General features: G+C 70.7%; 10 protein-coding genes. 5 read left to right on the top strand and 5 right to left on the bottom strand.

The genetic code is table 11. The features are described from left to right. Positions 1–28 precede the first annotated feature (28 nt). The 4 genes from FNV62_RS27575 to FNV62_RS27565 all read right to left on the bottom strand — a co-directional run bounded on the left by FNV62_RS27575 (position 29) and on the right by FNV62_RS27565 (position 6,068). Entirely contained in the window at positions 29–2,347 is a 2,319-nt protein-coding gene (locus FNV62_RS27575) for an N-acetylmuramoyl-L-alanine amidase (protein ID WP_186003109.1), read from the bottom strand. A gap of 289 nt (positions 2,348–2,636) precedes the next feature. Beyond that, entirely contained in the window at positions 2,637–4,952 is a 2,316-nt protein-coding gene (locus FNV62_RS27570; protein WP_143627420.1) for a transglycosylase domain-containing protein, read from the bottom strand. A gap of 236 nt (positions 4,953–5,188) precedes the next feature. Beyond that, a complete protein-coding gene (locus tag FNV62_RS54680) occupies positions 5,189–5,344 on the bottom strand; it encodes a hypothetical protein (protein ID WP_164404893.1) in 156 nt (51 codons plus the stop codon). A 229-nt stretch (positions 5,345–5,573) separates the two neighbouring features. Continuing rightward, complete coding sequence (locus FNV62_RS27565) at positions 5,574–6,068, bottom strand: DUF1877 family protein (RefSeq protein WP_097285565.1); 495 nt, start codon at positions 6,066–6,068, stop codon at positions 5,574–5,576. A 109-nt stretch (positions 6,069–6,177) separates the two neighbouring features. On the opposite strand from FNV62_RS27565, the gene FNV62_RS27560 reads away from it, so the two are divergent. The 3 genes from FNV62_RS27560 (at position 6,178) to FNV62_RS27550 (ending at position 8,210) form a co-directional block, all read left to right on the top strand. Beyond that, positions 6,178–6,627, top strand: a complete 450-nt coding sequence (locus tag FNV62_RS27560; protein WP_164331758.1) for a hypothetical protein — start codon at positions 6,178–6,180, stop codon at positions 6,625–6,627. A 125-nt stretch (positions 6,628–6,752) separates the two neighbouring features. Then, positions 6,753–7,385 carry an RNA polymerase sigma factor gene (locus FNV62_RS27555; protein WP_060896732.1) on the top strand — a complete coding sequence of 211 codons (633 nt, stop codon included), beginning with the start codon at positions 6,753–6,755 and terminating at the stop codon, positions 7,383–7,385. Positions 7,386–7,472: 87 nt separating this feature from the next. Next, a complete protein-coding gene (locus FNV62_RS27550) occupies positions 7,473–8,210 on the top strand; it encodes a hypothetical protein (protein WP_143627418.1) in 738 nt (245 codons plus the stop codon). A gap of 271 nt (positions 8,211–8,481) precedes the next feature. Here the strand turns inward: FNV62_RS27550 and FNV62_RS27545 are convergent, their stop codons facing one another. Beyond that, complete coding sequence (locus FNV62_RS27545; protein WP_225900397.1) at positions 8,482–11,556, bottom strand: FG-GAP repeat domain-containing protein; 3,075 nt, start codon at positions 11,554–11,556, stop codon at positions 8,482–8,484. Positions 11,557–11,926: 370 nt separating this feature from the next. Between FNV62_RS27545 and FNV62_RS27540 the strand changes: the two genes are divergently transcribed. Then, positions 11,927–12,700, top strand: a complete 774-nt coding sequence (locus FNV62_RS27540) for a polysaccharide deacetylase family protein (protein WP_097285562.1) — start codon at positions 11,927–11,929, stop codon at positions 12,698–12,700. Positions 12,701–12,934: 234 nt separating this feature from the next. Beyond that, on the top strand, positions 12,935–13,762 hold the full coding sequence (locus FNV62_RS27535; protein ID WP_143627414.1) for a hypothetical protein: 828 nt from the start codon (positions 12,935–12,937) through the stop codon (positions 13,760–13,762). Positions 13,763–13,800 lie beyond the last annotated feature (38 nt).

The following is a 13,800-nucleotide window of genomic DNA, read 5'->3' as shown; positions in this document are numbered from 1 at the left end:
TGGCGCGCCGCGCCTTCGCGGGCTTGGGCTACTTGATGTAGACGAGGCTGTCGGTGGTGACGGTGGGACGGCCGCTGGTGCCGACCACGACGATCTTGATGGTGTGCTTGGCGCTGCTGGACCAGGTCTTGGTCCAGATCGCCTGCCGGTACAGGGTGGTGGAGGACTTCAGGTCGACGGTGGAGATCTTGGTGCCGTCGACGTAGACGTACGCCTGGCCGGAGCTGGCGGCGCGGGAGACGACCCAGGCGGCGGAGCGGCCGGTGAAGGTCCAGGTGAGGCTGGCGCCCTTGGAACCGCTGGAGTAGGACTGGCCGCCGAGGTAGCTGGTGGAGGAGCGGGTGGTCCAGCTGCCGGACTTCGTGGCGGCGGTCTCCTGCAGTATCACCGGGGTGTACGAGGGCGAGGACGTGCGGTAGTTACCGGCGTAGTCGTAGGCCCGCATCGACCAGATGGTGGCGGCGCCGGACTTGGCGGTGCTGTTGGAGGTGGTGATGGTCGGGCCGAAGGTGGCGCTGGTGGGGGACAGCAGCTTCACGTAGCGCAGGGCCTTGTCGTCGGTGGCCTTCCAGCCGAGAGTGACCGGGATGGCGCTGGTGCTGACGGTGCCGGAGCGCAGGGAAACATTCGGGTTGGTGGTGAAGGTCGGTGCGGTCGTCTCCGCGACGACGCTCAGCGCGGCACTGGTCGCGGTCCTGCCGGACTGGTGCACGGCCCGCACGGCGACAGTGTGGCTGCCCAGGGCCAGGGTGACGCCGGCGGACGTGGCGGTGCCGGAGGTGGTGGCGACGCTCTTGCCGTCGACCAGCAGCTCGAACTTGGAGATCAACGACGCCGGGGTGGTGGCCGTCCAACGGACGGTGATGCCGCCCTTGGTGTAGTACGTCGAACCCGAAAGGGCCGCGCCGTCGACCGAGCCGACCTTCAGGCCCTGCACCGGGCCGGATGCCCAGGTGCGGATGGTCGGCAGTTGGTCGTAGAGCAGGCCGCCGGGGCACTGTGTGTTGTAGCCGTCCCGGTGGCCGGAGATCCGCTGGAAGGTGTACTTGGTGCCCGCGGTGAAGTTGGTGTTGAAGTAGTTGTGCTGGTCCGCGCCCGCGGTGAGCTGGGTGGTTCCGGCGGGATCGGCGCCGTACTGGCCGAGCTTCCAGGCCGCCAGGCGGGCGACCGACGCCAGCGTGGCGTTGGTGGCGCTGGTGGTGGTGTAGTCACCGAGCACCGCGACGCCCGCGGCCTCCCGGTTCCAGCCGTAGGTGTGTGCGCCGAACACCGGAAGGTCGACGCCGCCCTTGCGGCCCTCGAAGATGGTGCCGCATTTGTCGACGAGGAAGTTGTAGCCGATGTCCTTCCAGCCGCTGACCTGGACGTGGTACGCGTAGATGCTCCGAATGATCGACGGCGAGTCGGCGCAGGAGTAGTCGTTGGCCCCGTCGGTGTGGTGGACGAAGATCGCCTTCACGTCCGCGGTGTACTCCGGCGCCTCGGGGCTGATCGACTCGTCGGCACCCCAGTCGGCGCGCGAGACGATCGGCGGTTCGGGCACGGTGGACGGCGGTGCCGAGGGCGGCGCGCTGGAGGACGTGCTCGGCGACGGCGACACGGAGTCCGTGGGGGACGCCGGCGCGGAGGGCGAGACGGAGTCCGTGGGGGACGCCGACGCGGAGGGCGGGACGGAGTCGGTGGCCGCCGGCGTGGTGTCCGTCGCGGCCGGGGATGTGGTGGTCTGGCCGTCCGTCGGCGCGGCGGTGGTGCCGTCGCTGGGCGCGGCGGAGTCGGTGGGGGCGGACGCCGTGGCGCCGGGACTCACATCGGCGACGAACGCGGCAGGCTCGGCCGCGGTACCGCCGGTCTTGGTCTCGGCATCGGTCACCACCCCCGGGTCGACCAGGTTGACCTCAAGGCCCTTGGGCAGAGCGGAGCTGCTGGTGCCGTTCTTGCGGATGACCTGCACCTGCATGCCGTCGGACGGGCCGACCCACAACGGCTCGGATGCTCCGCGCACTCCGACGCCGGGGTTCTCCAGCGGGTCGACGTTCAGTTCGAGGTCCTGCCAGGCGCTCCACTGGCCGGTCTTGAGGCTGCGGGTGCGTACCTGCGCCACGCCGTCGAGCCGCTTGGTCGCCCCCGTCCAGGAGACGCCGAGCATCGAGAACGGCTGGGTGTCCGTGCGCGGCAGCTCCCGCTTGTCGCCTGTGCCGCCTTTGAGCGCGAGGTCGTACACCTTCGCCGGCCGCTTGGCCCGGCCGGCCGCGCCGGGATCCGAGGACGGGCTGGCGACGGCGTAGGTCACCACGCCCCCGCCTCCGAGGACCACCGCACCGAGCGTCAGCCACGCCCGTCGTTTCATGCTCAGTGATCTGTACACGTGCGACGTACGACGACCCACCACGTATCCACCCCTAGAAGGCCTGGAAAGGCCACAGAAAAAAGTCACATGCGGCACACCTGTCACACAGGTGGCCGCCCTCTACAGCGCACCGCGTCCGACGAACATCACGGGGCGAGGGGCGCCAGTGATGCAGATCACTACGATGGCGATGTGTCCTGCGTGTCACGGGTGGCGCGGGCCGTCGAGGTCCGTCCGCGTGAGGCGGGCGATCGACCGATGCCTCCCGCCGCGGCCGGCGTCGGCACGGTCAACGGCACTTGTGATGGCGGCACTTGGGGCGTGCTGTCGGAGCGCCCGGTGTGGGGGCGGCAGTGGCGGTGGTCCTCTTGCCGTTCTTGCCGCCCCGCTTGGCGGGGGCCGCGGACGGGGAGGGCGTGGGAGCACCGGGCTCGTCGGCGCCGCGGCCGAGGGGTGCGGGCGCGGGGAAGGGGGCGTCGGGCAGGCCGGCGAGGGCGTCGCGCATGTACTGGGTCCAGATCTCGGTGGGGATGTCGCCGCCGAACACCTTCTGGAGGCCACCGACGCCTGCCAGGGACTGCAGCTGTGGGTGGTTCGAGTCCTCTCGGAAGAGGACGACGGAGGTGGCGAGTTGCGGGGTGTAGCCGATGAACCAGGCGGAACGGTAGTCGTCGGTGGTTCCGGTCTTGCCCGCCGCGGTCCTGCCGAGAGCCTGGGCCTTGGTGCCGGTGCCCCGGGCGATGACGCCCCTGAGCACGTCGGTCACGTTCCCGGCGACCGCCGCCGGCAGGGCCCGCACGGGGGCGGGGGCGGAGAAGCCGGCCAGTACCGAGCCGTTGTGGGTGACCTTCGTGACCGAGTACGGGGTGGCCTGCATCCCGTCGGCGGCAAAAGTCGCGTACACGCCTGCCATTCGAATGGCGCTCGGTGTGGAGGTGCCGATGTAGAAGCCGGCGCTGGGGGCGGCGAGGCTGCCCGGGCGCAGGCCGAGAGACTGTGCCGTCCTCGCCACGTTCCCGTAGCCGACGTCCTCTCCCAGTTGCACGTACGGCGTGTTGACCGACTGCTCCATGGCCTTGCGCAGAGGGATGTAGCCCCAGCGCTGGGGGGTGTCGTTGTGCTGGTGGAGGAGCCCGGTGGGGTCCTTGGGGTCGGCGACGTCGTTGCCCTGCTGGTCCTTGATCTTGATGCCGTCGTCACCGTTGAACTTGCCGGCCGGGGTGATCGGCTCGGGTGACGTGCCGGGTCGCAGTACCGCTCCGTGCTGGAGTGCGGCGGCCAGGACGATGGGCTTGAAGGTCGATCCCACCGGGACGCCGGAGGTGTCGGCGTTGTCCGAGTAGTGGGCGTGGTCGAAGCCGGGGCCGCCGTAGACGGCGAGGATCCTGCCGGTCGTGGGTTCCACCGAGGCGGCTCCGACCTGGACGTCCCGGTCGACCGGCCGGTGGGCGGGGTCGAGGCGTTGCCCCCGCACCGTGGCGACAGCCCTCGCCAGTTCCGCCGTCCTCTTCCTGTCGAAGGTGGTGTGGATCTGGTAGCCGCCCCTGCTCAGGCCGCTGTCGGTGATGGTCGGGTCGTGTGTCTCGGCATACGACCTGGCGAGCTGGACCAGGTAGCCGGTCTCGCCCGTGAGCCCTGAACCGCGGGTCCACTTCCTGGGTGTGGGGAAACCGGCGGCCGCGTACCGTGCCCGCTGCCCGGGTGTCAGCCTGCCGGTCTTCACCATCCGGTCGAGCACCCAGGACCAGCGTGCTTCCGCCTTTGCCCTGGCCGCGGGATCGGAGTCCGCGTACTGGAAGAGGCTCGGCTCGTTGACCGCCGCGGCGAGGAAGGCTCCCTGGCTCGCGTCGAGCCTCTCCACCGGGAGGCCGTAGTACATGCGCGCCGCGGCCTGGATGCCGTTGGCCTGACGACCGAAGAAGCAGGTGTTCAGATACCCCTGGAGGATCTGCTCCTTGGTCATCCCGGCGCCGATCTTGGTGGAGATCAGCAGTTCCTTGAACTTGCGTGAGATCGTCTGCGACTGGTCCAGGTAGGTGTTCTTGACGAACTGCTGGGTGATCGTCGAGCCGGACTGGACGGAGCCGCCCGCGGCCATGTGGACGACGGCGCGGAGGATTCCCCGCGGGTCGATGCCCGGGTCGGTGTAGAAGGAGGCGTTCTCCGCGGCGATGAAGTCCCACCGCACGTCGGCGGGTACCTGTGAGAGCGACACGTTCTGCCGGTTGACGCTGCCGTCGGTCGCCAGGACCGTGCCGTCCGACCAGTAGTAGACGTTGTTCTGCAGCAGTGTCGTGGGATTGGGGTCGGGGATGGTGACCGTGGCGTAGGCATAGCCGACGGCCGCTGCCGTGGCGCCGAAGAGGAGCAGGAAGAGCGACAGCAGTTGGCGCACCGACGGCAACCAGCGGCGCGGGCCCGTCCTGCCTCGGCGCGGGTAGTCGATCCAGCGTTTCTTCTGTGGCGCCCTGCTGCGGGCACGGCGTGACATGTCCTGTCGGGGGGCCTGGTCACGATGTGCGGCCCGGTGGCCCGTGGCGCGGTCACCTTCGGCACGCGTGCCGCCGACGGAGCGCTGCGGCGGTCGGCGCCTGTGTCCGCTCATGGGCTCTGATCACTGTCCTCTCAGTACAACTGCGGTGTCTTGGACGGTCCGGGCTGCCGGAAACCGGGGTGGGGGGAGGGCTGTGGAAGTCCGCCGTACAGTGCCGACTGCCGGAGGGGGCGTACGGCGGCCCGGACGTGGCCGCAGGCAGCACGATGCTGGGCAAACCCGGCAGCAGTTCTCCGTTCGTCCCGCAGTCGGACTCCACGCACGAGCGACGTAGCCGCCGGCGGGGATCACCAGCAACCGGGCGGCGCGGCGTGCGCGGCGTCGGCGTCGCCCCGCGTGCCCGGCATCGCCGTACGGATCCTCGCCGTACGCTCCGCCGCTTTCGTCCGTCCGCCGCACGAGTCGTGCCCCCTGTCCCGGCCGACCGACATGGTCGTCCGCATGGAAAGAGCGCACTCGGCCGGAAGTGTTACACCTCGGCCTCGCCGTACGTACCTGCTCGACCGCCGGGAACGAGCCGGACGAGAGGTGAGCGATCATGACGACGGCTTGCCTGGGGCCCGCGTGCGGGAGAACGGCCGACGGGGAGCGAGCGTGCCGTTCGCCCTCGGCGAGGCGGACACGCGGCGCCTCTGTCGGCCGAGGATTCCTGACCCGCGCCCTACGCGCGCCTCAGGTCGGCAGCCATTTCACCACCGCGTCCCCGCACTCGGCCGTCCGTGCGTAGAACGCCCTCAGCTCCTGGTGCGCCACCGCGAACGCGTACCACGTCTCGGGCTCCGCGGTCGCGCCGCCGTAGCGCGGCAGCAGTTCGGCGCGGGCGAAATCCCACAGCGCGTCGAAGTCGGCCACCGCCAGGAACCTGGCCACCCGGCGGGCCTGGGCCGCCGTCAGCACCAGGAACGGCGACTTGCGCCGGTCGGCGCGGAACACCGGCCGACCACCGAGCACCACCTGGGTCTGGGGCCGGTCCTCGGCACGATGCGCGGGAGCGCCGGCGTAGATGCGTTCCTGGTCCAGATATCGGTTGTCCAGCTCCTCTTCGCGGTGCCGGCCGACCCCTCGTCGGACGGTCTCCGAGTCGTCCTCGAAGAGCCGTTCGAGCCAGGTCGTACTGTTGCGCAGTGCGGGAGGCGGCACCGCTCGCAGACGGAGGTACGTACTCATGCCAGAGGGAGCGCACGGGGACGCCGAAGCATTACGCCGCCCGCGCCGGTTGCCGGGAATCCCCCGCGGCCGCGTAACGGATCGACCGCCGACCTCGCTCTCTTCGTATGTGACGACAGATCAGGAAACGAGACCCCCTGCGGCGGCCAGGCCCGTGCGGTGGGCGGCGGACACGGTGGCGACGATGCGGGAGGGGGCACGGCTGCGCCTCGACTACTCGGCATCCAGCCTGTGGCCCGTCGACCGGATGATCGACGACCTGCGGCAGGAGGACACGCCCTACGCCGCCGTGGAGAGCGTGCTGCGCGGCTTCGGGGCGTATGCGGGTGAGGTGATCGTCCGCCAAACGGACGCCGAGTGGTGGGAGGCGGACGGCCACCACTGGATCCGCACGGCCAAGGGACGGCTGTGGGATCCCATCGACGAGGCCCGCCGCTGCTTCGCCGGAGACGGCTCACTGCGGCTGCTGTGCCGCGACGCGACGAAGGACGCACCCGAACCCCGGGATCGGCAACCGCGGCAAGGTCCGTCCGGGAGTACGGCGCCGGCGACGACGTGAAGGGGCGCCCAGGCGTTGTGACACTTCTGTGAGGACAGACGCTGATCACCATGGGGACGTCGATGCGACCGGAGCACGGCGGACGGCATGCACTCGCCATGAACCCGGTACGAACGAGGACAGTCTTGGGCCAGGTACGGCAACCCCGGCGTGTACAGGCGTACGACGGGGAATTGGGCGCGGCGGTCGCGCGGGCCCAGGACGGCGACGAGACGGCCTTCGCGTTCGCGTACCGGATGGTGCAGCCGGGCCTGCTCGGCTATCTGCGCGGCCTGGTCGGCGACGACGCGGAGGACGTGGCCTCCGACGCCTGGCTGGAGATCGCCCGTGACCTCGGCCGTTTCAAGGGGGACGGGGCCGGGTTCCGCGGCTGGACCTCGACCATCGCCCGGCACCGGGCGCTGGACCATCTGCGCCGCCAGCGCGTACGGCCCCGGGCAGGAGGGACCGAACAGGACGTACTCGACCTGCCCAGTCGGCACAGCACCCATGAAGAGGCCCTGGAGTCCCTGTCCACCGAGCGGGCGCTGGAACTGGTCCGCGGGCTGCCGCGGGACCAGGCAGAGGCCGTACTCCTGCGGGTCGTCGTCGGCCTGGACGGTCCCGCCGCCGCACGCGTCCTCGGCAAACGCCCGGGAGCGGTGCGCACCGCCGCCCACCGGGGCCTGAAACGCCTCGCCCGCCAGCTGGGCGTCGCCGGTGAATCGGAGAAGGGTGTGACGAATGAGGCTTCCCCAACGCTGGGGAAGTCGAAATGAACAACGCCGGCAACAGTGACCGACTGACAGGCATCAGGACCGGAACACCGAACGCATCGAACCGGTCGAACAGGAACGGAAGCGGACATGGGTGAACGGCTGGGCGGCGACGGAGTTCCGGGCCGTCGGCGTGTGCACCCTGGCGGCGCCGCGTCCGACCCGTGGGAGGTGCGTGAGGCCGCCACGTTGGAATCGGAGCTGGGCGCCGTCCTGCTCGGAGGCCCTCTCGACCCCGAGGCCGAGCGGCGGGCCCTGACCGCCTTCCGGACCGCCCATGACGCGGGTGCGCACCGGGCACGTACCCGGCGTCGGGACGACTGGCGGCTGCCTGCGGAGCGGCGTGCCGGGCGTCCTGTGAAGATGACGCTCGGCGTGGTGTTCGCCAGCCTCACGCTGGGTGGAGTCGCGGTCGCTGCCATCGGTTCCGTCGGCTCGTCCACGGACGGTGACGGTGCCGGGCGGGGGACGGCGCACCCGTCGGCGGTCGCCCCGGACCAGCCGGGCGGTGAGGCCTCGTCGACGCCCTCCGGCGTCCCCGGACCGACGGACGGCCGCCCGGCCACCGCCCAGGACACCGAAGCCCACTGCCGCGCCTACGAGCAGGTCAAGGATCGCGGCAAGGCGCTCGACGCGCGGGCCTGGCAGCGACTCGTCACGGCCGCCGGCGGGAAGGACAAGGTCGCCGCGTACTGCTCCGAGCAGCTGGCGCGGGCGACAGCCGAGCCGAGCAGGACCGCCGACAACGGCAAGGCGGGGAGGGCGGCCGGAAACGGCCAGGGAAACGACGAGAAGAGCAACGGGAAGGGCAGCGGGAAGCACAAGTAGCCTCCGCCGTGCCCCATCCATGCCCGTCAGGTCGGACAACCGTGGTCATCAGCGGTGAGATCGGGCCGGCGCAACGGCGAAGACACGATGAACACTCGCTGGTCCGCCGCCGAGCAGCCGGCCAGGACCGGCACCAGGGGGGCGGAGGCGGCCGAGCGCGGCCTCCTCCGCCCGTGCGAGAGGACCGGGCAAGCCCGATCCGTCCGCCGCGACACGGGACCGGGCCGGCCGGGAGGTGGGCGCGACCCTCGCTGGGCGCGGCGGACGCAGGTCAGGAGATCCCCTTGTACCCCTGCCAGCCGGAGGCGATCTTCACCCGCGCCGCGAACGACCCCGAGCCGTTGCCGGTCTGGCGGTACAGGTTGCCCGCGGTGTCCCGGGCGACGATGTCCGCCTTTCCGTCGCCGGTGATGTCCCCGACGCCGACGATCGCGTTGTAGGTGCCGCCCCAGTTCGAGAAGACCTTCACCCGGTCCTTCAGCAGTCCGTTGCCCAGACCGTTGTAGCGGTACAGCGTCCCGTTCCCGTCCCGGGCCAGCACGTCGCCGAAGCCGTCACCGTTCAGGTCACCGGCCCCCACGATCTTCGTGTAGCTCTTCCACCCGGACCGGATCTTCCGGCCGGCCGCGAGCGTCCCGTCGCTCTTCGCGGCGAAGAGGTAGAGGTCGCCGGTGGACGCCTTCCGTGCCAGCAGGTCCGGCCGCCGGTCTCCCGTCAGGTCACCGGGCGAGGTGAGCACGTTGTACGCGTTCCAGCCGGAGCCGAGCCTCGTGTACGGCGTCGAGGTGGTGAGCCCCTGTCCGCACGGAATTCTGTAGCCGCGCAGCGACCCGTCGGGCATGCGCACCAGGACGTCGTTGCAGCGGTCCTTGTTCAGGTCTCCGAACGGCACGGCAACCACGTTCGTGGACCAGCCCTTCCCCGAGGGCGTCCCGGAGAACGTGCCTTTCCCCGTGCCCTGCTGAAAGGCGAACGCCCCCGAGGAGCTCAGAGTGAGCAGGTCGCCGGTCCCGTCCGGAAGACCGCCGGGGCCCACGTGGTCGTGGCGCGCGGGGCTGCCGTACGCCAGCCGGACGGAGCCGCGTACCTCCAGCGGCGGTCCCACGCCGTCCGCGGGTGCGACGGACAGCGTCCAGTCGTAGGGGCCATTCGGCAGGAAAACGCCTTCGGGGGTTTTGGAGTCGACGCCGAACCACCCGACGCTCAGCTCACCGCGTGCGGCGTCCCCGTCCCGGGTGTCGACGACCTTGCCGGTCTCCTTGCTGCGCACGGTCAGCCGCCAGCTCGCGGACGGCTTCGACAACAACACGCTCGTCAGGGTGTCCGGCGTCGTGCCGACCTGCTCGGCCCGCACGGTGGAGGCGTTGTGCGCGGGAGCCAGCAGGCGCAGCGGCTGCTGCGGCACCCCGGACGGTACGAGGTGGATCTGCTCCTGGTCGTCGACGTAGGCGGCGTTCGCACCCGACTCGTCGACCGTCCAGCGCACGTCCCGCTGGGAGACGCCGGTGTCGGGCAGATCGCCGATGACACGGCCGACGGGCGTGCCGTCGGCGACGGTCGTGAGCGTCAGCTCGCCGGCCTCCTTGTCGTGCGTGACGACGAATCCGTCGCCGAGCTTCGCCTCGCCGGCCGGCACCGGCACGGACTTCCGCGCCGTACGGTCGTAGACCCCCGCCTTTCCGTCGCAGGTCCAGTACAACCAGCGGCCGACCGCCTGGAGCTCGGTCGGCGTGCAGTCGGCGCCGGTGGTGAGGGTCTCGGTGGTCCTGCGGTTCGTCAGGTCGTACGCGGTGACGTCGCCGGGGGTCGCGGCGGCCGTCCAAAGGGTGTCGCCGGAGAGGGCGGCGGCGCCCGGGGTCCGGGTGACGACCGGGGTGCCGTCGTTGTCCGTCTTGAGGACGGTCTGCTCGGTCGAGGTTGTGTAGAGCAGATACTGTCCGGAGGCATCCGTGATCTGTCCGCCGGCCGGGACGGTCCGCTCCCAGAAGGAGTGCGGTCCGGGCCCGGCGACACGGATGCGGTCGCCGCTCGTGTCCCTGCTCACCCAGGCGATCCGGCCGTCGGGCAGGCCATGCAGCTGGGAGCAACCGATGTCCTCCGTGGGGCAGTTGCCCACCAGCACGTCGGTTCCGTCGTAGTTCGAACGCTCGCCGAACTCGGGCGTTCCGGTCACCGCGACGGTCCGTCCGTAGTCGTCGCGGGTTCCCGCCCAGCTGGGGTCGGCCTCGACGAGCTGTCCCTGGTCCAGCGACAGCCCCTGGATCTTGTACGGCGGCTTCGGCAGCGGCTTGACGAGGCTGACGACCGGGCGTCCGTCGGCGCCTGGCCGGATGTGCTGGATGCCCCAGTCGTCGGCGCCCGTACGGCCGATGACGACGGCGGTGCCGTCCGACGCTGCCGAGAGGCCGCCGGCGGAGGCGGCCGCCAGGGAGACCGGGTCGCCGCCCGCGAGGGGCACGGCGGTCACACGGCCACTGATACCAAAACGGTGGACGATCCAGTCACCGACCACGGAGACACCGGCGGTTCGGGGGCCGCCGCTGCCGTCGCGGTCCAGGGGGACCTCGCTCGGGGCGGCCGTCAGATCGGCACGGGAGAAGACGAGGGCTGTGGCGCTGTCGGTGCCGCGGTACACGACGAGGTGCTCGGGTGAGAGCCTGGTCAGGGAGTAGCCGGTCGGCAGCCCGCGCGTCCAGCTCAGCACCCGGCCGGTCTCCGGGTCGACCGCGGCCATCCGCAGGGCGCCGTCCATCTTGGCGGCGAAGACCAACCCCGTGGCGTCCCCGCCCAGGGGGCCCATGAGGGTCATGCCCGCCGGGGCGCCCTCGACGGTCATGTCACGCGTGGTCCCGTCGGGCCCCGCGGTCAGAAGGTGCTCGACCTTGGCGACGGTGCCGTCCGCGGCGGTGACGTTCTGGTAGGCGACAGCCGTGCTGCCGTAGGCGCCGTACAGGGTCTGGCCCTCGGGAACGTGGAGGGTGGTGGTCGTGCCGTCGACGGCGTTCCACAGTTCGACCCGACCGTCGTAGTGGCGGTAGGAGAGCACGTCACTGCTCGTCCCCCTGGTGATCACGTCGACCGGGGCCGGCGGCGCCTCGAAGGACCGGCCGTCCGAGTAACGCGTCCACACGAGCCCCGAGTGACCCTCCAGGTAGTGGAAGACGCCCTGGCTCCCCGCGCCGGACGCGCTGTTCGGGGCGTCGGCGTTGTAGAGCGACGCCGATGTGTACGTACTGCGGTAAGTCGCCGGCACCGCGGTCTCCTGCGGCGCCGACGGCGTCGCCGAGGCGGACGGGAGCAGCGGTCCGAGGCCGGCTGCCAGTGCGGCGGATGCGACGACGGTCACGGCCGTCCGTCTCGCGCGAGAGTGACGGACGAGGGCGTGGCGAGCCAAGGTGATCCTCCCCAGGAGCACGAGAGGAGACGTACGCCGCTTCAGATGCCCCCCGGCCCCCGGCCGCCGCATCTCCTCAGAAGTCGCCTGATCCTACAGACAGTTCACAGCTCCGGCCTGAACTTTCCGTTCACACGTTCGGGACGTTGGCCGCGGCCGGGCGGCTCGGTTTCGCCCGCTGCTCGCCCGGTTGTCCGGGAACCACCCCGGGATTGTCCTTGATCGGTAACCGACGCATCCCGTGGCCGCCGTTCCTCGTCCTGCCAGATGGTCGCGACGTGACCAAGGAATCGGCGAGGAACTGCGGGAAAGCGGGGCGGACATGGCGCGGCACAGCGGCGGGCAGGGCTGGTACGGCAAGGTGCTCGGCGCGGCGATCGGGGTGGCGTTGCTCGCCGCCGGTGCCTCGATGTGGGCCGCGCAGGCCGAGGCCGTGGGCGGTTCGTCGCCGAAGGCGACCGCGTCGGCCGCCCCGGGCGGTGGCGTCAAGGCGGTCGCGGTGACCATCGCGCATGCCTCGGACAAGGGGGCGCGCGGCGTCAACATCACCATCGACGACGGCCCCGACCCCGTATGGACCCCTCAAGTGCTCGACGTGCTGCGGGAGTACGGGGTGAAGGCCACGTTCTGCATGGTGGGGACGCAGGCGCAGGCCCACCCGGACCTCGTGAAGAAGGTGGTCGCCGCCGGGCACCGGCTGTGCGACCACTCGGTGTCGCACGACACCACCATGGACAAGAAGTCCCAGGCCTACCAGTCGCAGCAGATCCTCGGCGCCGAACGCATGATCACCGAGGCGTCCGGGGGCGTACGGCCGATGTACTACCGGGCGCCCGGCGGGGCCTTCACCCCGTACAGCCGCACGCTCGCCGCCTCCCGTGGCATGCGCCCGCTGGGCTGGAACGTGGACAGCAAGGACTTCGAGCGGCCGGGTACGGACGCCATCGTCGCCACCGTCGAGCGGGAGTTGCCGGGCGGGCCGACGCTCCTCTTCCACGACGCGGGAGGCGATCGCGCCCAGACCGTCGAGGCCCTGCGCCGGATCCTCCCCCGACTCAAGGAGCAGGGCTATTCCTTCGGTTTCCCGGTGCGCTGAGCCCCAGCCCTGGCATGCCGAAGAGAAAACCGGCGGTCCAGGCCCGGCGATGGCGACCCGCGCCCAGCCGGCGCGTGATTCGCCCGTCGTGCGTCCCTCGACCATCGCTCTCTCGGGTGGATCAGCACAGTGAAACGGGAACGAGCGCCCCCGGTGGGGACCTATGGTCTCGCGGGCGAGGTCTGCGGTCCGCCACAAGGGAGTCGACGGACCGGTGCCTGGTGAGGGGCGAGCATGGAAGCTTCAGTGCGCGAGGTCGCCGTGAGCAAGTTGCCGCTGGTCGGCGCAATGTTCTGGGCGACCAAGATCGTGGCCACCACGCTGGGCGAGTCGGCATCGAACTTCGTCACGATGGCGCCGTTGAATCTCGGCTACGCCGTGGGCGCGATCATCTTTCTGGTGGCCTTCGCGCTCACCCTGGTGATGCAGCTCAAAGCCGACCGCTTCCGCCCGATGGTGTTCTGGTCGGTCATTCTGACCACCAGCATCGTGGGCACCTCGATGTCCGACTACATCAACCGCACCGCTGGGCTCGGTTACGCCGGCGGCTCGATTCTGCTGACCAGCCTGCTGGCGATCGTACTGATCGGGTGGCGGATGACCGGACAGACCATGGATGTGGAGCGGATCGCCACGACGGAGGGCGAGGTCTTGTACTGGACCGCGACGCTGGTGTCCAACACGCTGGGCACCTCCAGTGGTGACTTCCTCTCCGGCGGTCTGGGTCTCGGCTTCCGCGACAGCTCCCTGTTGCTGTGCGGGGCCATGCTCGTGATCCTCGCCGCGCACTATCTGACCCCGATCTCGGGCACGGTGCTGTTCTGGGCAGCCTACGTGTTGACCCGCCCGCTGGGTGCGGTGGCGGAGAACGCGGTGGAAAAGCCCGTCGCGCAGGGCGGACTCGGAGTAGGAACCACGATCACCTCATCCGTTCTGTTCGCCGTCCTGGCCGTTCTGGTGGGCTGGCAGATGCTCACCGGCCGCCGGCAAACCCGCACGGTGGATACCGTCCTCGGATCCGACAGCCCCCATCACCGGCCCGCTGGTCAACCAACAGAGTGAGTGGGGGTGAGGCTGTCGACAGGAGGACTTCAGTCGAG

The sequence above is a fragment of the Streptomyces sp. RLB3-17 genome (assembly GCF_007113425.2).
In the GTDB taxonomy this organism is placed as follows: domain Bacteria; phylum Actinomycetota; class Actinomycetes; order Streptomycetales; family Streptomycetaceae; genus Streptomyces; species Streptomyces mirabilis_D.
The sequence above is the reverse complement of the archived record's forward strand: the minus strand, read 5'-3'. Positions and strand labels throughout refer to the sequence as shown.